This window comes from Latilactobacillus parasakei, from assembly GCF_049674265.1.
In the GTDB taxonomy this organism is placed as follows: domain Bacteria; phylum Bacillota; class Bacilli; order Lactobacillales; family Lactobacillaceae; genus Latilactobacillus; species Latilactobacillus sakei.
Genome location: NZ_CP186861.1, coordinates 252,581 through 273,690, shown reverse-complemented (window position 1 = coordinate 273,690; position 21,110 = coordinate 252,581). Strand labels below are relative to the sequence as shown.

The following is a 21,110-nucleotide window of genomic DNA, read 5'->3' as shown; positions in this document are numbered from 1 at the left end:
TGCTAAACTTAATTGGCTTAGTCATGACAGCGATTCCGTGCTATATTTAATAGTAGGTACCACAGTAAGGGGGAATGACAAATGACACAAAAAACAAATTTGACCACCACTCTTCGTGATTTAATCGCGATTGCCATTGGTTGTGCGATTTACGCCTTTGGTTTGATTACGATTAACATTCAAAATCATTTAGCTGAAGGCGGGTTAACCGGGATTACCTTAATTGTGCGCTATTGGCTTCATATTGATCCAGCCTATACAACTTTAATTTTAAATATCCCATTAGTAATTCTTGGGTACAAATTTTTAGGCAAACGCGCCTTAGCGTATACGATTTACGGTACCGTCATGATGTCCGTCTTCTTATGGATTTGGCAACGAGTTCCTGTCACCATTAACTTAAACCACGATATTTTCATTGCCGCGCTACTTGCTGGTTTGTGTGGTGGCTTTGGTAGTGGTATCATCTACCGCTATGGTGGTACGACAGGCGGTAGTGATGTGATTGCTAGGATTATTGAAAAACGGCGTGGTGTCCAAATGGGACGCTCCCTATTAATTTTTGATATTTTTGTTTTAACAGCTTCTCTCAGTTACCTCGATATCGAACACATGATGTATACCCTAATCGCATCGTACGTTTTCTCCCGCGTCGTTAACTTTACACTCGAAGGGACATACGCGGCCAAAGGCTTGTTAGTCGTCAGTGATCACTATCAAAAGATTGCCGATCAAATCATGACTCAAACCGGTCGGGGTGTAACCTTCTTACACGCTGAAGGTGGTTATTCACACCAATCGCGTCAAATGATTTATTGTGTCGTCAGCGCCAGCGAAGTGGCTCACCTTAAAAGAATTATCGAACAACAAGACCCTAAAGCCTTCATTTCAATTATTGACGTCCATGAAGCACTAGGAGAAGGCTTTACGTATGAGACACCAACGAAAGATTAAATAGCATAAATGAAAAAAGGCTGAGCAGATAACTGCTCAGCCTTTTCTGATTTTTTTAAATAATTGTCACGCTTTATTCTTAATAATCCCAATTTCCTTACTTCGTAATATTTAAATCCACCGCTTGATAGAATGCGTTTGCTGTATCCGAAATATTCCAAACACCTAGCAGCACATTATAGCCACTTCTGTCGGTTGGAATATTAATCGTCTGTGCAACATCTTTGGCTGGTAACTTTCCTTGATCATCAATCGAAGTAATCTTTTCAAAGTTTAAAATACTTAGCGGTTGATTTGGATTCCAACCTGGGCGGGTTAAGTAATAGTCCCACGTACTTGTTTTATGTTGTGCCGTTAAGTGCCACTTAATCGTTAATGCGCCTGATTTAACTTGATTTTGATGCCATCTCGTACTCGTTTGTTCATCAAGATTCGAAAATGAACTAATATTAGCACTCGCTAATTTGCCATCGATAAATGTATTCTTAGGGGCTTCAATACTTTGTGGCTCGTATTGAACTTGACCAACATTGGTGTTCAATGGTTTTTGACCGGTATCATTTGTGAACGCATTACTACCTAAATACGCTCGACTACCTGGGGATGTGATATACCCGTGTGCGCTAACTTGTCCGGCACCCAATGCTGTCACACCTAATACTGAACAAAAGCCAACGATGGTCCATTTCAATAATTGCTTCTTCATCATATCCACTCCTTATCATTTATATTACATTTTAATGTTATCAAGTTCAAGAAAGCGTTGTCAAAAAATTGCGCTTCATTCTTTCTACCTTTTTAAAATCAATACCATTTATACACTAAAAAAGACCCTTCGGTTAGATAACGCTAACTGAAGGGTCTTCAATTTATAGTAATTCTTTACCGTCGATTATTTCAATTTCTTTTTCTTCTTCCTCCGCCGTTATGAAATACTGTTGATTGCGAAGAACGAATAAAATCCCAATTAGAATCATCAAACCTGCGAAGTAAAATGTCCAGTGAGCTGACCATTTTTCAGCAATTTTACCAGCGACAAAAGGCGCAATGGCCCCACCAGTAAACCGAATAAAACTGTAGGCAGACGATGCGACACTACGTTCAATCGTCTTATTTTCCATTGCAACCGTTGTTAAGAGCGTATTGACTAAGCCTTGGAAGAAGCCGGCGATGATCACGCCAAAGGCCACTAGGACCGGTTGATCAGCATTAATCCCGATCACTACTAAGCAAACGAGGAAAAAGCCCAACCCAATCAACAATGTCATTAACGTATTCGTCTTTTGTTCCAAGCGAGGTGCCACAAAAACGGACGCAATGGCGAGTAAGATTCCCCAGCCAAAGAAAACAAACCCGACTTGCATTTCAGTGAGCCCAACTAATAAAAAGGGTGCGTACGCTAAAATTGTAAAGAAGCCAAAGTTATACAACAATGCAATAATTCCGATTGAGCGGAGGCGATGATTTTTTAAGGCAACCGCGCCGGCAAAAAAGCGCGCTTTTTTAACGGGTTTGGCAATCGGTTCTAATAAAAATACAATCGTCATCGCAGCGATAAACATTAAGATTGCTACGCCATAAAACGGAAAACGCCAAGAAAAACTCCCCAGCGCCCCACCGACTAACGGACCAACTGCCATTCCGATTCCCATTGAACCTTCGTATAACATAATGGCTTGTTCCGTTTTTTCGGGCATCACACTAACAATTGCCGTTAACGCTGTCGATAAGAACAATGCGTTCCCAAAGCCCCAACCGGCCCGCAACGAAATTAATTGTGAGATTGTCTGTGAACGACCTGCTAAAGCGGCAAATAATACAATAATGATTAAACCGATACTAATTGTTCTTTTGGCACCAATTCTAGTCGAAATGAAACCAGTAAATAACATAATAATCCCTGTCACCAACATATAACTCGTAAATAATAGCGTCGTTTGCGCTGGTGTTGCATTCAATTTAACCGCGATGGTTTTTAAAATTGGATCAACTAAGCCAATCCCCATAAAAGCGACCATACACGTAAAAGCCAAGGCATACGCTGATCGCAGCCCTTTATTTTGATTCTCCATTAACATATCACTCTCTTTCTCTTTATATAAAGTACACTAGATTTTAAAACGTGTCAATTTTGACACTAATTTTTGACATGAATTAATGACATGTTTGTGAAAGGAAAGTATGTTATACTGAGCAATAATTAATCGATTAAAGGGTGAAACAAGATGAGTACACTCAGCTATATTTTATTATGTATGTTAGTTCGTAAACCTTGCAGTGGTTATGAGTTAAAGCAGTATATTAATTTATTTTGGGAAGCACACCATAGCCAAATTTATACAGCTTTGAATAAACTTCATGAACAAGGCTACGTATCAGTCGAAACCGATGCCATTCACAAGCAAAAAAAAATTTATCACTTAACGCCTGAGGGACAACTCGTGGTTGCTGACTGGTTCCAAGAAGAAACCAATGTCCCTACTCAACGTGACGAATTTTTAGCTAAAGTGTATGTCATTGCTTTATTCAACCAAGAACAGGCAACCTCTTTACTCCAAGATCGCCGTCACCATTACCAAAAAACACAAAAACAATATCAACATAAGATGCAAGAATACGACGCTATTACGGACCCCATTGAAAAACAGAAAAATTTAGGCCGCTACCTCATCTTGAAACGGCGCTTAATGGTCTGTGCCACCGAATTAGAATGGTGCGATTGGGCACAGGAAACACTTAGTCAACAATATTTAACCGATCTCTAAGTAATAATCGTTACACCAAAAAAGCATTAAGACCACTATATCGTTGGTCTTAACGCTTTTTTAATTATCTAATGTTTGATAATCGTCATAAAGAGTCTGCATATCAAGATCATTGGGCACTAATTGCAAGTATTGTTTCAAAGCCGCTAATAACTCTGGGACTTGCGCCATTTCTTGGAAGAATAAGATTAAGTCGTGTAAGAATTCTGGATTATCCTTTAATTCCGGATAAGCGAGCAAATAATTCTCACGTGCATCGTCGAATGCTTCAATCGCAAATTGTGATTGTGCCAATGACCAATAAAGTTCAGCCGTTGGTTTATGATTGGCAATTGCTTCTTGCACAAAGGCCACGTTTTCTGCATGGCGGTTTTGTCGGCGATAAACTTGACTCAAGGCACTGATTTCACCCATATTATCCGGGTTAATTTCTAAGGCCTTGTTCAACATTTGTTCGGCCACTTGGTCGTCACCTAATTGGAGGGCTAAATCGCTCCCCTTTTGATAGAGGACCTCACTATACATATCATAGCCAATTCCAGTTTGAACGGTCGTGAGCGCTTCTTGAAGCTCATTTTGAGCCTCTTGGGCTGTCGCTAGGTAAACGTAGAGCGATGTGTATTGTGGATCAGCTAATTGGAGCTTCGTGAGAATTTCAATTGCTTTTTGATAATCCTTGATTTGTAGGTATAAAAAGCCCATTTGGAACTGATCGTCTTCCGTTAAGAATTCGACGGTCATTGTTTCGTAGATTTGAAGTGCTTCTTCAAAAGCACCGCTGCTGGCATAACTTGTTGCCAAGCGCTTTTGAATATTAACTTGACCCAATTCCATCACATCTTGGTCAATTAAGGCTTCGTAATAGTTAGCCGCCTTACCGTATTCACCCATTTCAAAGTACAATTCGGCAAGCGCAAACTGCATCACTGGTTCGTCGGGATAAAGGCGCAGTGCCGTCAATAGTTTCTGTTCACTGACTTCTGGCAAGCCCATCGTCTGGTACACGTCAGCTGCCGTTAACAGGCTTTCTGCGTACGCATTAGATTCCGGCGTAATATCCGTTAATAAATTGAGTGCGTCGTCGTATTGGCCGTTGCTGACCGCAATATCAGCCAACGTCGTCCGAATTTGATCTTCATCTGGGAATTGCGCTAATAATTGTTGATAGATTGTCGACGCTTGTTCCAAGAAGCCCATTGCGTAGAGTTCTTCGGCCAAACTGTACAACGTTTCTGGATCGTCTTCTTTTAAAGCCTTTTGGAAAAGCTCATCGGCTTGTTTTAAATCGTTATCTTCTAATGCTGATAGCATTTGTTCTGAATTCGTCATTTAACCACCCTTTTTCGATTTATCTATTCTACCATAAAATGACTTTTAGCCAATCAAAAAGGACTGGGAAAATCCCAGCCCTCTCATGAATTCTTATTTAACAGAATCCTTTAAAGCTTTACCTGGCTTGAATGCAGGTACTTTGCTTGCAGGAATCTTGATTTCTGCACCAGTTTGTGGGTTACGGCCCTTACGAGCTGCACGTTCACGTACTTCGAATGTACCAAAGCCGATTAGTTGAACTTTGTCACCTTGTTTCAAAGTGTCTTGGATTGAACCAAATACTGCGTCTACTGCAGCAGTTGCATCTTTCTTAGTTAAACCAGTCTTTGATGCAACGTTTTCGATCAATTGTGCTTTGTTTGCCATGTTTTTCACCTCCTGCTCATCACAGATAATCAGTAATAAATACCGAAACCATTTTTGAGTGGTCAAAAATGACGAAACAATGAGTTGATCACCATTTCATTTTTAAATTTATCACACAAACCTAGTGATAGCAAGGATTTTCGCTAAAAAAAGGGCTTTCTTTCCAATTTAGTTAATCATATTAGCTTATCAACTTCGAAATTTGTTTATTTCCGTTGACGAGGGATCAAATGAATTGGTGTACCAGTAAAGTCAAACGTTTTGCGTAGTTGATTCTTCAAGAAACGTTGGTATGAGAAATGTAATAGATTAATGTCATTAACGAAGACAACAAATGTCGGTGGTTGAACCGCCACTTGTGTCATGTAATAAATTCTCAAACGTTTCCCGTTAATCGCTGGCGTTGGTGTGACCGTTGTGGCTTCCATCAAGACGTCATTTAATAAGGCTGATTGAATTCGTCTGTTTTGGTTTTCACTGACTAATTCGATCATTGCTGGTAAGTTTTGAAGACGAACACCCGTCTTAGCTGAAACAAAGATGATTGGTGCGTAGTCTAAGTATTGGAATTGATTCCGAATATGGTCTTCGAATTCCTTCATCGTGTGGTTATCTTTTTCAAGCGTATCCCACTTATTAACGACGATGATAATCCCACGACCGGCTTCATGTGCGTAGCCAGCAACTTTCTTATCTTGTTCCCGAATACCTTCTTCAGCATTCAAGACGACTAATACGACGTCTGAACGGTCAATCGCACGTAAAGCACGCATAACAGCGTACTTTTCAGTATTTTCGTAGACCTTACCACGTTTACGAATCCCAGCAGTATCAATCATTGTAAATTCTTGATTATTTTCCGCCATGAACTTCGTATCGATGGCATCGCGCGTTGTCCCTTCAATTTGAGAAACAATCACCCGATCTTCTTTTAACATCGCGTTTACTAATGATGATTTACCAACGTTGGGACGACCGATTAAACTAAATTTAATACTATCATCGTCTTCTTCTTCAAGATCCGTTGGAAATTTAGCAACAGCGGCGTCTAATAAATCACCGACCCCTTGGCCATGCGCACCAGAAACGGGAATTGGATCACCAAAGCCTAAGCTGTAGAAATCAAAGATATCTTGACGTTGTTCTGGATTATCGGCTTTATTAACCCCTAATAGGATTGGTTTATCAGCGCGATAAAGAATTTGTGCAACACGTTCATCGGCATCTGTCACACCTTCTCTGGCACTCACTAAGAAGATAATAACGTCTGCTTCATCAATTGCGATTTCTGCTTGTTGTTTAATTTGTTCCATAAATGGTGCATCACTAATTTCAATCCCACCGGTATCGATTAGACTGAATTCATGACCTAACCATTCACTTGCTGTATAAATCCGGTCACGTGTAACACCTGGCGTATCTTCAACGATTGAGATCCGTTCGCCTGCGATCCGGTTAAAAATTGTTGATTTACCGACGTTAGGACGGCCAACAATTGCGATAACTGGTTTTGACATTGTATTCATTCCCTTCATTGTTCAGTTTACCTTGTCCATCAATTGACGACAAGCACGTTCTTGCGAAAAAAGTCCGCAAAATAACACAAGGACAAAAAGTGCTTTAAGCAAAGCGACCCCTTGTCCCGCGATTAGTCTATTTAGCGACTATCAGGAAAGGGTCTGGGACAAAAAACTAGTTTCGTCCCAGACCCTACCTTAAGCCTATTAAGCATTCAATACGATTTTACAAACTATTTTTCGTCTAATGCTTTACCAAGCATATCACCGATACTAAAGCCAGTTTCTTCTTCTGGCATTTCGTAATCTGATGGTGCAACGTCTTCTTGTTCAGAATCCTTAGCACCTGCTGGTTTTTCTTGTAAAGCTTTGATTGATAAACCTAAACGTTGTTGTTCAGGATCAACTGACAAGACTTTCACTTGAACAGTTTGTCCTTCTTCTAAAACATCGTTTGGTGTTGCAATATGTTGATGTGAGATTTGTGAAATGTGCACAAGACCTTCAACACCAGGGAAGACTTCAACAAACGCACCAAAAGTAGTTAAGCGTTTAACAGTTCCTTCTAATGTGCTGCCGACAGGTGCTTTTTCAGCGATGTCATCCCAAGGACCAGGTTGTGTATCTTTGATTGATAATGAAATCCGGCCTTTTTCTTGGTCTAAGCTAAGAATCTTAACTTTCACTTTTTGACCAACTTCTAATACATCTGAAGGTTGGTTAATGTGATCGTATGAGATTTCTGAAACGTGAACTAAACCATCAACGCCACCTAAGTCAACAAAGGCACCGAAGTTAGTTAAACGTGCAACTTCGCCTTCAACAATATCACCAGGCAATAGTTTTTCAAAAACGCCTTTAAGTTGTGCTTGACGTTCTTGTTCAACTAAAGCTTTGCGTGATAAGATTAAGCGATTTTCACTTGGTTCAATTTCAATGATTTGTAATTCTAATTCTTGACCCTTGAAGCTATTAAGATCACGAACGAAACGATCTGAAAGCATTGAAGCGGGAATAAAGCCACGCACGCCAGCATCAACGACTAAGCCGCCTTTGACAACGTTTAGAACAGTTGCTTTAATTGTTTCTTTGTTTTCAAATTTTTGTTCGATTTCTGCCCAAACTTTACGGGCTTCTAAACGGCGCTTAGATAATAAATAGCTACCATTTTCCTTGTCGTTACCGATTGTCGCAATAACAACTAAATCAAATTGATCACCAACTTTAACAGCGTCCGTTAATGTTTCAATTGGTTGACTTGATAATTCTTTTTGAGGAACAACGCCTTCAACGCCAGTTCCTTCAATACCAACAATGACTTGTCGGTCTTCAATTACTAAAACTTCACCCTTAACAACGTCCCCAATTTTGACTTCATGGACACTATCTAAAGCAGCTGCCATTGTTTCACTGCTTTGGGTGTCATTCAAATTAGCATCATTCATAGCTAAAATCCTCCTTAACGACTATCTATACATCTTTTATTTTAGTTGATATGGCAATGGATTACCAGTTTTTTTATCTGATTAACCCATAAAATTACATATTTTGTTTCGCAATCGTTAAAATTTCAGCAACAACTTCATCAATTGAGAGTTTTGTCGTGTCAATTTCGATTGCATCGTCAGCTTTTCTAAGCGGTGAAACTGCTCGTGTACTATCTTTTTGATCACGTAATTCGATTTCTGCTTGTAACGTTGCTAATGGGGTCATAATCCCTTTAGCTGTATTTTCAGCATAGCGCCGTTTAGCACGTTCTTTTGCACTAGCCACCATAAAAATCTTAACTTTTGCATCTGGTAAAACAGTCGTCCCAATATCGCGACCATCCATGACAACTTGTCCTTGTTCGGCAATTTGGCGTTGACGATCAACCATTTCTGTTCGAACTGCTGGTAACGCTGAAACTTGTGAAACGTTATTCGTAATTTCTGGTGTCCGAATCGCTAGCGTAATGTCTAAGCCATTTAAGAAGACTTTTTGACCCGCTTCATCTGGTTGGAATTGAATATCAGCTTTAGCCAATTCAGTCATCAAACCGGCTTCATCACCATAATCGAGACCTAATTGTTGTGCCAAGACGGTTGCTGAACGGTACATTGCACCCGTATCAACATAAACGAATCCTAATTTAGTGGCAACAATCTTAGCCACGGTACTCTTACCAGACGATGCTGGTCCATCAATTGCAATTTGCATGTAAATCCTCCTAAAAAAATCATTAAAAAAGGCTGGGAGAATCCCCAGGCCTTCTGTCTAGCATTATTATTTAACCTTGAGTGCAGTTCCTGGTGCAACACTTGAATTAGCTGTTAATCCTGGATTCAATGCTAATAATTCACTCAGTGACATGCCGTTATTGGCAGCAGCACGGTAAAGACCTTCGCCTTGTTTAAGGGTATAAGTACCACCCGCTGTTTCAGATGAACTGCTTGACGCTTCATCTTGACTTTGACTTGAACTGGCAGCAGATTCTGAGGCAGCTTGTTGACTAGCACTATCAGCGGCAGCTTGTTGTTGACTAGCGGCTTGTTCACTAGCTTCTTGCGCTTTAGCACTTTCGCTAGCTGACTTGGCACTAGCTGCTTCACTATCAGCCTTCGCCTTACTTTCACTGGCTGCTTTACTTTCAGCTGCTTCTTGGCTTTCACTGGCTTCTTTAGCTTTCTTAGCAGTTGATTTACTCTTACTCTTCTCGCTATCAGCGGTTTTGACGACAATCTTAGAATCTTCTAAACCGGGGCGGTTCGCACGACTAGAATGAACGGTGTAAGCAATAATTGGAAATGCGATCATTAAAACTAATAATACAGCTAGAATAATAGCAAAATATGTATTTCCTTTTTCCTTACTCTTGGCAGCGACGCGGGATAAATTTCCTTTGTCATCCCGATCATCGTCGAACTGGCTTTCCCAGGGTTTTTCTTCCGTCGGATTATCTTGTTTTTTCTTATCATCTTTGAGCATTGACGGCCCTCCCTATTGGTATTCTTTGATATTGTACCACAGACTTTTCTAAAAAACTTTAAATTTATCTAAAATAATTGGTCCAAGATTCCCGTCCAACCAGTCAGAACAACGGTTTCAGCGGTTTTATAATTAATAGCCTGTTCTAAGTTTAATTGGGCTAAAAAGTCGGTCGAATCCTGTTCCCCGCAACACGTTTCGCTGTGTTCAATCGTCTTTGGTGCCTGGTCAAAATAGTTCACAATAAATTGCCGTCGGCAGCCCTTGAGGGTCAAATAATCCAGCATCGTTTGTAGTGAAAACTGCTTTTCGGTTTGACGATTATCCAATAACTTAATGACCTCTTCTTCGGTCATCCCCAATTGTTGGTAGCGACGCAGTAGTTCAAATTCATTGCCCTGACTTTGCTTAAATAATTGCGGTTCCTGATAATAGCGCCGAATGAGGCCTGGTTCCGGAATTCCAAATGAAACGAGTGATTGTTGTAAATATAAATCTTGCGGAGTTGTTAGGACTAAAGCATAGGCTGGTTGCCCGTCTCGACCTGCCCGTCCGATTTCTTGCAAGTAACTTTCGATGTTTTGTGGCAGGTGATAATGAATCACATAGCGAATATCCGCCTTATTAATCCCCATCCCAAAAGCGTTGGTTGTACAAATCAAATCAAGTTGTCCTTGCATAAATTGTTGTTGAATCAAATACCGCTCCTGGGTTGATAACGCCGCGTGGTAATACGCAATTTTCAGATCAGTCTCTTGCTGTAAAAAGGCTGCAATCTCCATCGTCTTTTGCCGACTTGAAAAATAAATAATCCCGGGACCTTGGCTTTTTTGCACTAAGCTTGCTAGAAATTGATTTTTCGCTTGTTCATCGGGTTGTTGGCTCACACCTAAATAGATATTGGGGCGATCAACAGAGGTCATGATTTGGGCCGCGTTTTTTAACGCCAATTTATCCAAAATATCTTGGCGTACACGGTCATTGGCGGTCGCCGTCAAAGCCAGTGTTGCGGTTGGCTGTAATTGAGCCTTAATGGCTGCTAAAACTAAATAGTCCGGTCTGAAGTCGATCCCCCATTGTGAAATACAATGGGCCTCATCAACCACAAACAAATCAATTTGGCAGCGTTGGAGCGCCTGAATCACTTCGGGTTGACTGATGGTCTCTGGCGCCATGAAGATAAAGCGGTAATCCGCTAAATGCGTCAACAACTGATGTTTTTGCTGGGGCACTAAGTTGGAGTTAATCGCGACAGCTCGTTTTTCCCCTTGGTAATTCAATTGAGCAACCTGATCTTGCATCAATGCGATTAGTGGCGAGACAATCACCGTCGTATGCCCTAAGATATAGGCCGGTAATTGATAACATAGCGACTTTCCAGTCCCGGTTGGTAAAACGGCTAATGTCTCCTGTCCAGCAAGCACTGACTGAATAACCGCTAACTGACCCGGTTTAAAGGTTGAATAACCAAAGTGCTTCGCTAACTGGTCATAAATGAGTTGTTCAGAAGTCATGCGGCCACCACCTTCGTTTTAATTTGATATAACCGATAACTGAAAAAATCCAGTGTCGGTAATTGCTCGTGAGCAACGTTAAACGTTAAATCCGGCATCTCAGTCATCAAAGCCGCCAAAGCGGTCTCTAAATCTGAACTAATAAACCGCTCAAACGGAAACTGCGGCTGCAGGATTGCCGTTTCTAAAATATGTTCCCTAATCGTGCCTAACTTAACCCGGCGTTTTTGGCTAATCATTTCAATGGACTGTCCTTGTTGCAGCAGTGTCCAGGTTTGTGCCGTGCTTAAACTCAAGGTTGAATCCAATGGTGACAATAAACCCGCTAATAACGGATAGTCGGTTGTGTGCTGGCTGAGGATGGCAAAAAAATGGGCTTGCGCATCTAACAGCCGAATCGTTACGGTCAGTGGTTCTAAGGTTAGTTTTTGCGCCAATTGCTGTTGACTCTGCCCAATTATTTGATGGCCAACTAGGCGATTCGCTAATAAATCAGCCTGAACAGGTGTTAACTGCGTTAAGATCTGTTGTAATTCTTGTTTAAACTGAGTGACCATCTCTGAATCTTGTTTATGCTGTTTAAACCAACTGACAACTTGCACACGATCACGCATGCTAGTTTCAATTGGAAAATAGTGTGTGTTATGGTGACTATATTCCGACATAATTTGAATCGCCAAAAACAAGCGGCTTTGAAACTGCTGTAAATGACCCATTTCTGGGCCATAATAATGCGTTGGCCACTCCAAAGTCGTCATCAATGTAGCCTTTTGAGCCGCACCAGTCGGTGTCAACCAAGCTTGCCGATCTTCAACCATTAACCAACCTTTTTCTTGTAGTTGTGTTAATTCAGCTTGAAATTGGGCTAATTCTAGATTAGGATAAATCTGAAGCCACTTTAATAAACCATACGCTAAACCAGCATACAGGTTGGATGTGGTACGCTTACCGACCAATGTATAATAAATGGCTTGGTAGCGGCGGGGTGCCGTCGCAAATAAACAGAGTAAATAGTCTGTTAACATCTTAATAATTCCTCTAATCTAGAAAGTGTGAAAATAATGCTCTATAGTAAAGTTATCCCAGAACGCTGTATTGCGTGCGGGTTATGCCAGTTAAAGGCGCCTGAACTCTTCGACTACGATCACGAAGGGGTTGCTTTTTTTAAACCGGACAATAATGCCGGCCAAACTCCCATCGAAAATCCGCATGATCTAATCGCTTTTAAAGCCGCTTATACCGCTTGTCCGACCCGCGCAATCGTCCGTCAAGAGGAGCCATTTTCATCGTAGCATATTCAGACAAATAATACACGTTTTGTCGCTAAACTAATAAAAGCCTACCGCTATTTTGCGGTAGGCTTTTATATTTAGATTGCTGTTTTCATATGTTGTTTTAACCATGGTAGAATTCTGAGATATAAAACTGCAAAGACGACTGTGACCAACGCACCCTTAATCAAATTAAAAGGTACTAGTCCGATAAAGACGTATTTAGTCATCGACATCCCCAAATTAAAGTTCAATAGTTTAATATACATCGGTAAGATGAATAACCAGTTGGCTAAGCACATCACGATTGTCATACTGATCGAACTGACTGTTCCGGCAATCACTTGCCCCCACAGCACACTCTTTTGGCGGTTAAAGAGATAATAAAATGGCAATAGATAAAAAATCGATGCCATCACACCGGCAAAATCGCCAACTAAACTAGGTAAGCTAGCACCAGTCATGATGAAATGGAGTAACGAACGAATTACCGCGACTCCGATTCCGCCGATTGGTCCGTAGATAAAGGTTCCTAACAAGACAATCACATCACTGAAATCTATCTTCAGAAATGGAAAAGCCAAAATAATGGGAAACTCGAAAAACATGACAATAAATGAGATTGCCCCTAACATCGCGACCCCCACCATTGTCCGTACTTTTGAAACACGCATTGCAAACACCCTCCGTATGAGGTTGCCTTCGTCAGCGGACCCGCTGAGTCGATTGTACCTAAAAAGGCCTGCTAATCAGGGTGATTAACAGACCTTAGTTGAATACGTTCATACTCAAATAAGCCCTATCTTCTTCCATCTAGACTTTCACTATCGGTACTGGGATCACACCAGTTCAGCCACCACAAGAATCAACATTGCAGCAGGTCGCGGACTTTTACCGCCGGTCGGGAATTACACCCTGCCCCTGAAGACGAACCATAATATTTTATTACGCAATAAGCATAGCAAACCAATGTGCGAAAAGCAACTAATTAGTCATGTCGTGACAATTTTGGTCTGTTTTTATGCTTTGGTTTTTCATTTAATTCAGCGATCTTTTTGAATTCTGCAACTTCGATTGGTTTCAAAGCACGGTATTCGCCAGAAACTAAACCATCTAACGTTAAGAAGCCGTATGTTTCCCGTTTTAACTTAGAAACGGGTAAGCCAACAGCAGCTAACATATTCTTAACTTGATGATTCATCCCTTCATGAATCGTAATACTTAAAATAGCCGTATTCTTGCGACGATCCGTTGAAATGATTTTCACTTTAGCAGGGGCCGTCTTACGTTTTTCAAGCATAATCCCCTTCCGTAATTGACGGAGCATTTCTGCAGTTGGTAAACCTGATACTTTCGCAACATAGGTCTTATCAACCTTGTATTTTGGATGCATCATCATGTTGGCGAAGTCACCGTCATTGGTTAATAGTAATAAACCTGATGTATCGTAATCAAGACGTCCAATTGGGTAAACGCGTTCTTGAATATCTTCAAGGTATTCTGTGACCACGCGGCGCTTTTTATCATCCGTGACAGCTGAAATCACTTGGCGCGGTTTATAAAGGGCATAATAAACCTTTTTTTCACGTGTTAATGGCACACCATCCACTTCGATATGAGCAGAAGTGCTATCAACCTTAATCCCCATTTCTTTAACCACTTTACCGTTTAAAGTAACGTGACCAGTCGCAATTAGCGTTTCAGCCTTCCGTCGTGAGGCAACCCCCGCATTTGCGATGACTTTTTGTAGTCGTTCCATAGTTATTGTTCTCCTTTAGGGGCCGTCTCTGGTCCCGTTTCATTTAATGTCTGTTCAAACTGACGATAGTATAAATCCGCAGAATCATTATCCGATTCTGCCGTATCGTCCGTTAATGTCATTTGTTCTAGTTCTGGTAATTCTTTTAACGAACCTAGGCCAAAGTAATCTAATAAATAATCGCTCGTCCCATATAAAATCGGCCGACCAGGTGCATCTTTACGCCCCTTTTCAACGATTAATTGTCTGGCAAGTAGCGTTTGAATCGCACCACTACTTTGTACACCACGTACTTCGTCAATTTCAATTCGAGTGAGTGGTTGCCGATAAACGATGATCGCCAATACTTCAAGTGCTGCTTGGCTAATACTCGTCGAAACGGGACCATCAAAATAGGCCTTCAATAAACCCGCGTAAGCCTTCTTAGTCACTAATTTATAGCAATCAGCCGCTTGAATCAGGTTAAGACCAGATTGTTCATCTTCCTGATAACGTTTTGCTAATTTCGTTAGTAACTGTCGTACTGCAGCCTCGTCTAACATAATGAGTCGCGCGATGTGTTGCAACGTAATGCCTTCATCGCCGGCAACATAGAGTAAACTTTCAATTTCAGCGAGATGGTTCATCTGCAATACCTTCTTTCAATGTCACTAATATCTGTTCATCATAACCTGCTTGGTCACAATTAATCAGCCGTTCTTTCATCAATTCTAAGACGGCCAAAAAGGTCGTTACAATTTCTTCACGATCAAAACGGTTGATAACCAACTGTTCAAAAGTCGTTGTTGCTCGTGTCTTTAAGCGATCGATAATCCAATCCATCTTTTCAGCAATCGTAATTTCATCATTTTGAACCGTCTTAAAATCGGTCTGTTGAACAGTTGCTTCAACCAACATTTTAGACACAGCCGCCGCTAGATCACGGGGCTTAATCACACCACGCGCCAGTGGCACCACTTTTTCGGCAGGATTGGCGCTTGCCGGTTTCGCAAATAATAATTGTCTTTCTGATTCTCGTTCTTGTAAGACCGTCGCAATTTTTTGAAAAGCTTGGTATGCCAATAATTGGTCCACCAATTCCTGACGAGGATCAACATAGTCTTCCTCTAAGGTTTCAGCCATTGCCGGTGGTGCTGGTAAGAGCAACTTACTCTTGATTTTCATCAAGGTCGCCGCCATTACTAAATAATCACCCGCAATATCTAACTTCAATTCTTGCATCTGGTGCAAGTAGTCTAGATATTGCGTGGTGATTTCAGCAATTGGAATATCATAAATATCAATTTTAGTCTGATTAATCAAATGTAATAATAGATCTAATGGTCCTTCAAAATCCGTCAAAATTAACGTTAATTGTTCAGTCATGCGTTACATTAATCCATTTCTTTAGTCTGCTGTTGCTCCCATTTAGCAATTAAAGGCGCTGTATCCAATGATCCCATGACACGGTTATCAGGATAAAGTGCTGCCAGTTCATTCAAGATCCGGAATAGATTAGTATCAGTTCTTTCAGCGGGACTTAGTGACATATGACGCACCAAAATAAAATCAGTGCCAATCTCGACCCCTACGACGCCGGCGAAGTCGCCCTCATCATTTTGCCAAAGGTATAAGACGTGTTGATCGTCTTGATTGTAAAAAGCAAGTTCTGACTGTACATGACTTACTTCTTTTAAATCTGGAATAAACGATAAAAAGCCCATCGCAATTTTTTCATAATCATTCTTGTACTTAAATAACATGTTGACCTCCAATGATCAAACAAAGTTCTGTTAGCAATACTCTACCATAAATTAGAAAACACGACAAATCAACCTAATCACGCGGATGACTTCTCTGATAAACTTCCGTGAGATGTTTCTTACTGATATGCGTATAAATTTGGGTGGTTGAAATATCAGAATGGCCCAATAACTCCTGCACAATTCGCAAGTCAGCACCATTTTCAAGCAAAACAGTCGCAAAAGAATGCCGCAATGTATGTGGTGTCACATCTTTATCAATTCCTGCGGCCTGGACAATGGCTTTTAAATTCTTCCAAATGCCTTGTCTTGTTAACCCGTTTCCGTGAAAATTGACGAACAAATAAGGTGAATCCTTGCCCTTGATTAACCGATTGCGGCTACGTTCTAGATATTGATTAATCCAGTCCACCGCAACATCGCCGATCGGAATAATCCGCTCCTTATCTCCCTTACCTAGGGTCTGAATTAACCCCAGAGATAAATGCAAATCCGTCAATTTCAGATGAACCAGTTCACTAACCCGCAAACCAGTCGCATACAAGACTTCAAGGATTGCCCGGTCACGAAGACCTAATGGTGTACTCGTGTCCGGTGTCTTTAACAAACGTTCAATCTCTTCTGATGATAAAACAGCCGGCAGATGCCGGCCTTGCTTCGGGGAATCAATCTGCAGCATCGGGTCTTTTTGAATACGTCCCTCACGCGCTAAATATTGATAGAATTTACGCAATGTCGAAATACTACGCGTGATACTGCTTTGCGCCTTTTGGGCCGTCGTTTGGGCCTGTAAGAAACCCAAAACAATAAATCGGTCTTCTGTAAAAGACGTCAATTTTTGCGACACTAAAAACTGCTGATACTGTTTCAAATCTTGCCGATAACTCTGACGCGTATTTTCAGAAAGGCCGCGTTCAATCTTCAGATAATGTAAATAATCTTGAATTAGATCATCCAAACAAACCCCTCCTACAATTGGCTAATATCCACTTGCTTACTTGGATCTAGCTGATTGGCCGGTAGCCCATTAGCCGAATTGGCGGCTTGACAATTGGCACAAATTCCCTGAAGGGTTAAGCGGTGATCTAAGACGGCAAATGAGAACCGCTCAGCAACCGTCTGTTCGACGCTTACCAATAAGTCTTCATGAATTTCTTCGATGGCCCCACATTGTAAGCATAACAAATGATGGTGGAAATGCTGACTGGCATTTTCTTCGCATAAATCATAATGCGTCACGCCATCTTCCACAAAGCTAATCTTATTCAGAACGTGTAACTCAGTTAACATCTCTAGTGTTCGGTAAACCGTCGCTAAGCCAATCTCTGGCACTTCGGCTTTAGTCTTGATAAAGATTTGCTCGGCACTTAAATGCGCCTGTGAGCATTCTAAAATGACCGCAACGGTTGCTTCTCGTTGGGCAGTCAATTTATAACCCGCTTCTTGCAATTGTTTTCTGATTTGTTCTAACTGCTCAGCCTTACTCATCAATAGAGACTTCCTTTTTTAAATAAATCACGGCATTACTGTCATTAATTTAAATTAATCTTGGTCTTGATCGTTATCAACAATTGGTTCGATATCTTTTTGGCCCTTAGCCGTTAAAATTGTTTCGCCTTCTTCTTGCACGATGAAACCATTCTTCATTAACCGGCCTAAAGCACGCTTGAAACTGCCCTTACTAATCCCAAAATAACTCTTAATCAATTCTGGATTACTACGATCAGTATATGGCATTGCGTAGCCTGGTTGCCGTTTTAAGACGGCCATAATCATTTCGGCATCATCACCGATTTCTTCATAGGCTCTAGGTTTTAAACTAACATTTAAACTACCTTCTGGACGCACACCGATGACCCGGCCTTTAACCCGTTGGCCAAGACGTGGTTCTGCTTCACGTTCTGAGGGGTGAATAAAGCCAATGTAGAAATCATCTGTTAATAAGAAAGTCCCTGCCATCTTCAAACGATAAACGGTCCCTTCAATATCTTGGTTCTTCATTTCTTGTTTAGCACCCTTAGAAATAGCTCTAAAGATATTTTCGTCGGCTAATTGGCCCCACATCCGACCTTTTTGATCAACTTCGATGGCAATCATCAAGCGATCGCCAACCTTAGGCCATAATTTCATGATAGTTGGTAACACATCAAGCGAAACCACAATATCCTTATCAGGTAAGCCGATATTAACAAAAACACCGAGATCACGACGTGTTTCAACGACTTCACCAAAAGCAAAGTGACCGACACGTGATTTAGGAATAATCGTTGATAAAACTAATTCCCGGCTTGAATTTTCATATGCAAAACCGGTAACTGTTGCCCCGATTGCTAATTCTTCTTCTAAATGGTCTTTCTTTAATTCAAACGTTACGCCGTCTTTTTGGGCGAAGTACGCTTCTTCATTTTCATCTGTTACAAGTGCTGTAATCACTTGTCCGATTAATTCGTTCATAGTTAACCTCTTTATTCTTCTTAATGGATTGGTACTAAATTGAAAATTGTTAAAATGGTGTAGGTGATACCTGCAGCAATCACTGGTCCAGCCGCAATCCCCTTAAGGAAAACGACTCCCATAATTGTCCCAAATACAAGCGCCACTGTCATTTCGGGACTAGCGGCTAACAAGCCAACACCCTTTGCCGACAAAACAGCGACTAACACGCCACACCCAACGGCAATAAAACCTGCCGGTGTCTTAAAAGCACTGATTAATTCTTTAAAACCGATTTGACCAGTCGCAATTGGTACTAAGATGGCCACAGAAATGACCGTCACGCCCCAATTAATCCCTTTAGCCTGGATAACCGGCAATACTTTTTCAGAAATTGGCAATGCTTTTAAGACTAAAACAACTGCGGTGGCAATGATTAAAGATTGATTTTTTGCTAATAAGGCAACGATTAAAATCGCTGCTAAAAATAACCAACTTTCCATGTGAACCTCCAATAAAGTCTCCCTATCATTGTACCGATAATTAGGCGGCTTGTCAGTATTTTCATAAAAGTAATTTCAGAAAACAAAATTTTCAAAGCAAAAAGCGACTTGCGCACAAAAAAACACCCTCAAAATTTGAGGGTGTTTTCTTTCTTAATCAGCGTATGATTAAAGAGCGTTTGTTGCACCGCGGTAAACAATACCACGACGTGAATCAACAGTAACAACTTCGCCATCTTTGATAGCTTCTGTTGCGTCTTTAGCACCAACAACAACTGGGATACCCATAGCGATACCAACAACAGCAGCGTGTGATGTTAAACCACCGTTTTCAACAACGATAGCACTTGATTTTTCGATTGCTGGTAAGTAATCTTTGTCAGTTGCTTTAACAACTAAGATACCACCATCAACAGCTTTTTCAGCTGCTTCTTTAGCGTTTGAAGCAACAACAGCCTTGCCAACGATTGTTTCATCGCCAACACCTTGGCCTTGTGTTAATTTTGAACCAATTAATTGGATCTTCATAACGTTTGTTGTGCCACGTTCGCCAACAGGAACACCAGCAGTAATCAAGATTAGGTCGCCTTCTTTAGCAAAACCATGTTCTTGAGCTGTTTGTGTAGCCAAGTTGAACATATCATCTGTATTAGCAGGTTTCTTAGCCATAACTGGGTATACACCATAGTTAACTGTTAAACCACGACGTGTACGTTCGTCAAATGTAACAGCCAAGATATCAGCTTGTGGACGGTATTTAGAAATCATACGTGCTGTAGAACCTGATTCTGTAGCAGCAACGATTGTCTTGATACCTAAGTTACGTGCAGTATGTGCAACAGCTTGGCCAATTGATTCTGTCAAGTTAGTCTTGCTGTATGCTTTCAATGCATATGCATCGCGGTCTGTTAATGATTTTTCTGTTCTTTCATCAATGCGGGCCATTGTTGCAACAGCTTCTACTGGGTAGTCACCGTTAGCACTTTCACCTGAAAGCATTGTTGCGTCAGTACCATCAATAACAGCGTTAGCAACGTCATTAACTTCAGCACGTGTAGGACGTGGGTTTTCTTGCATTGAGTCCAACATTTGTGTAGCTGTGATAACTGGTTTGCCAATAGCATTACATTTCTTGATCAAGTTCTTTTGTACGAAAGGAACGTTTTCAAATGGAATTTCAACACCCATGTCACCACGAGCAATCATTAAACCGTCTGAAACTTTCATGATATCGTCAATGTTGTCGATACCTTCTTGTGATTCAATCTTAGGGAAGATTTGAACATGTTCCATGTGTTTTTCTTCTAATAATTCACGGATATCTAAAACATCTTGAGGTTTACGAACAAAACTTGCAGCGATAAAGTTGATATCGTTGTCTAAACCAAAACGGATGTCACTAGCATCTTTTTCTGTGATACCAGGTAAGTTGATTGAAACACCAGGTGCGTTAACACCTTTACGTGAGCCAACCATACCATCGTTTTGAACTTCAGTAACAAGTTCTTTGTTTGCTTCGTCTTTTTCAATAATCTTAAGATCCACTAAACCATCATCGATTAAAACGTGGCCACCAACGTGAGTATCGTCGTATAGACCTGGGTAAGTAACGGCAATTTTTTCAGGTGTTCCTTCAAGAGTATCGTCCATTGAAATACGTACCACTTCACCAGTGTGTAATTCAAATTTCTTACCTTGTTGAACAGTTGTCCGGATTTCAGCACCCTTAGTATCTAACATGATACCAACAGTTTTGCCCGTAGCTTTTTCAGCTTCGCGAACCATATTCATACGGCTTAAATGTTCTTCATGATCACCATGAGAGAAGTTAAAGCGGAATACGTTAGCACCTGCTTCAATTAATTTTGTGATGATTTCAACACTGTTACTTGCGGGTCCAAGTGTACTTACGATTTTGGTTTTCTTCATAAGTGGAATCTCTCCTTTTATGTCTGTTTTTTTAAAAGACTTTACAGTCATTTTAACG

The 21,110-nt window shown here is 40.9% G+C and carries 23 protein-coding genes and 1 riboswitch; of the genes, 3 read left to right on the top strand and 20 right to left on the bottom strand.

The features are described from left to right. The first annotated feature begins 81 nt into the window (after window positions 1–81). Complete coding sequence (locus tag ACPBEH_RS01380) at window positions 82–954, top strand: YitT family protein (protein WP_424349439.1); 873 nt, start codon at window positions 82–84, stop codon at window positions 952–954. A gap of 97 nt (window positions 955–1,051) precedes the next feature. Here ACPBEH_RS01380 and ACPBEH_RS01375 read toward each other — a convergent pair whose 3' ends face one another. Beyond that, window positions 1,052–1,660 carry a lytic polysaccharide monooxygenase gene (locus ACPBEH_RS01375; protein ID WP_025015763.1) on the bottom strand — a complete coding sequence of 203 codons (609 nt, stop codon included), beginning with the start codon at window positions 1,658–1,660 and terminating at the stop codon, window positions 1,052–1,054. A 163-nt stretch (window positions 1,661–1,823) separates the two neighbouring features. Beyond that, window positions 1,824–3,026 carry an MFS transporter gene (locus ACPBEH_RS01370; protein WP_424349438.1) on the bottom strand — a complete coding sequence of 401 codons (1,203 nt, stop codon included), beginning with the start codon at window positions 3,024–3,026 and terminating at the stop codon, window positions 1,824–1,826. Between the two features lie 153 nt (window positions 3,027–3,179). On the opposite strand from ACPBEH_RS01370, the gene ACPBEH_RS01365 reads away from it, so the two are divergent. Next, a complete protein-coding gene (locus tag ACPBEH_RS01365; RefSeq protein ID WP_424349437.1) occupies window positions 3,180–3,719 on the top strand; it encodes a PadR family transcriptional regulator in 540 nt (179 codons plus the stop codon). A gap of 60 nt (window positions 3,720–3,779) precedes the next feature. Here the strand turns inward: ACPBEH_RS01365 and ACPBEH_RS01360 are convergent, their stop codons facing one another. The 8 genes from ACPBEH_RS01360 to ACPBEH_RS01325 form a co-directional block, all read right to left on the bottom strand. Further along, window positions 3,780–5,048 (bottom strand): tetratricopeptide repeat protein, encoded by a 1,269-nt coding sequence (locus ACPBEH_RS01360; RefSeq protein ID WP_375222409.1) that lies wholly within the window; start codon window positions 5,046–5,048, stop codon window positions 3,780–3,782. Between the two features lie 93 nt (window positions 5,049–5,141). Continuing rightward, window positions 5,142–5,417, bottom strand: coding sequence for an HU family DNA-binding protein (locus tag ACPBEH_RS01355; protein ID WP_011374717.1), 276 nt, complete (start codon window positions 5,415–5,417; stop codon window positions 5,142–5,144). Window positions 5,418–5,623: 206 nt separating this feature from the next. Next, complete coding sequence (gene der, locus ACPBEH_RS01350) at window positions 5,624–6,934, bottom strand: ribosome biogenesis GTPase Der (RefSeq protein WP_016265173.1); 1,311 nt, start codon at window positions 6,932–6,934, stop codon at window positions 5,624–5,626. Between the two features lie 233 nt (window positions 6,935–7,167). Next, entirely contained in the window at window positions 7,168–8,379 is a 1,212-nt protein-coding gene (gene rpsA, locus ACPBEH_RS01345) for a 30S ribosomal protein S1 (RefSeq protein WP_424349436.1), read from the bottom strand. Between the two features lie 94 nt (window positions 8,380–8,473). Beyond that, window positions 8,474–9,133, bottom strand: coding sequence for a (d)CMP kinase (gene cmk, locus ACPBEH_RS01340; protein WP_424349435.1), 660 nt, complete (start codon window positions 9,131–9,133; stop codon window positions 8,474–8,476). Between the two features lie 66 nt (window positions 9,134–9,199). Then, on the bottom strand, window positions 9,200–9,901 hold the full coding sequence (locus tag ACPBEH_RS01335) for a LysM peptidoglycan-binding domain-containing protein (RefSeq protein ID WP_424349434.1): 702 nt from the start codon (window positions 9,899–9,901) through the stop codon (window positions 9,200–9,202). Between the two features lie 68 nt (window positions 9,902–9,969). After that, window positions 9,970–11,415: a RecQ family ATP-dependent DNA helicase gene (locus ACPBEH_RS01330; RefSeq protein WP_424349433.1), complete on the bottom strand. Its 1,446-nt coding sequence runs from the start codon at window positions 11,413–11,415 to the stop codon at window positions 9,970–9,972. Next, window positions 11,412–12,440 (bottom strand): helix-turn-helix domain-containing protein, encoded by a 1,029-nt coding sequence (locus ACPBEH_RS01325; protein WP_424349432.1) that lies wholly within the window; start codon window positions 12,438–12,440, stop codon window positions 11,412–11,414. The genes ACPBEH_RS01330 and ACPBEH_RS01325 overlap by 4 nt, the downstream gene beginning before the upstream one ends. 36 nt (window positions 12,441–12,476) lie before the next feature. Here ACPBEH_RS01325 and ACPBEH_RS01320 point away from each other — a divergent pair, with 36 nt between their 5' ends. Then, window positions 12,477–12,707, top strand: a complete 231-nt coding sequence (locus ACPBEH_RS01320) for a ferredoxin (protein WP_011374724.1) — start codon at window positions 12,477–12,479, stop codon at window positions 12,705–12,707. A 77-nt stretch (window positions 12,708–12,784) separates the two neighbouring features. Here the strand turns inward: ACPBEH_RS01320 and ACPBEH_RS01315 are convergent, their stop codons facing one another. The 10 genes from ACPBEH_RS01315 to pyk form a co-directional block, all read right to left on the bottom strand. Next, window positions 12,785–13,360 (bottom strand): ECF transporter S component, encoded by a 576-nt coding sequence (locus ACPBEH_RS01315; protein ID WP_056946643.1) that lies wholly within the window; start codon window positions 13,358–13,360, stop codon window positions 12,785–12,787. 123 nt (window positions 13,361–13,483) lie between these two features. Continuing rightward, a riboswitch (FMN riboswitch) is annotated at window positions 13,484–13,619 on the bottom strand. A gap of 55 nt (window positions 13,620–13,674) precedes the next feature. Next, on the bottom strand, window positions 13,675–14,445 hold the full coding sequence (locus tag ACPBEH_RS01310) for a pseudouridine synthase (RefSeq protein ID WP_011374726.1): 771 nt from the start codon (window positions 14,443–14,445) through the stop codon (window positions 13,675–13,677). Between the two features lie 2 nt (window positions 14,446–14,447). Further along, a complete protein-coding gene (gene scpB / locus ACPBEH_RS01305) occupies window positions 14,448–15,071 on the bottom strand; it encodes an SMC-Scp complex subunit ScpB (protein WP_424349431.1) in 624 nt (207 codons plus the stop codon). Continuing rightward, window positions 15,055–15,810 carry a segregation and condensation protein A gene (locus ACPBEH_RS01300; protein WP_424349430.1) on the bottom strand — a complete coding sequence of 252 codons (756 nt, stop codon included), beginning with the start codon at window positions 15,808–15,810 and terminating at the stop codon, window positions 15,055–15,057. Before ACPBEH_RS01300 ends, scpB begins: the two co-directional genes overlap by 17 nt. Before the next feature lie 8 nt (window positions 15,811–15,818). Then, window positions 15,819–16,187, bottom strand: coding sequence for a hypothetical protein (locus ACPBEH_RS01295; RefSeq protein ID WP_011374729.1), 369 nt, complete (start codon window positions 16,185–16,187; stop codon window positions 15,819–15,821). A 73-nt stretch (window positions 16,188–16,260) separates the two neighbouring features. Then, window positions 16,261–17,145, bottom strand: a complete 885-nt coding sequence (gene xerD / locus ACPBEH_RS01290) for a site-specific tyrosine recombinase XerD (protein WP_424349429.1) — start codon at window positions 17,143–17,145, stop codon at window positions 16,261–16,263. An 11-nt stretch (window positions 17,146–17,156) separates the two neighbouring features. Beyond that, window positions 17,157–17,675, bottom strand: a complete 519-nt coding sequence (locus ACPBEH_RS01285; RefSeq protein WP_011374731.1) for a Fur family transcriptional regulator — start codon at window positions 17,673–17,675, stop codon at window positions 17,157–17,159. Between the two features lie 54 nt (window positions 17,676–17,729). After that, window positions 17,730–18,641, bottom strand: coding sequence for a CvfB family protein (locus ACPBEH_RS01280; RefSeq protein WP_424349428.1), 912 nt, complete (start codon window positions 18,639–18,641; stop codon window positions 17,730–17,732). A gap of 20 nt (window positions 18,642–18,661) precedes the next feature. After that, window positions 18,662–19,123, bottom strand: a complete 462-nt coding sequence (locus ACPBEH_RS01275; protein WP_041820846.1) for a DUF441 domain-containing protein — start codon at window positions 19,121–19,123, stop codon at window positions 18,662–18,664. 168 nt (window positions 19,124–19,291) lie between these two features. After that, the gene (gene pyk, locus ACPBEH_RS01270; RefSeq protein WP_011374734.1) at window positions 19,292–21,052 is read right to left on the bottom strand and encodes a pyruvate kinase; all 1,761 of its coding nucleotides are present in this window, start codon (window positions 21,050–21,052) and stop codon (window positions 19,292–19,294) included. Window positions 21,053–21,110 lie beyond the last annotated feature (58 nt).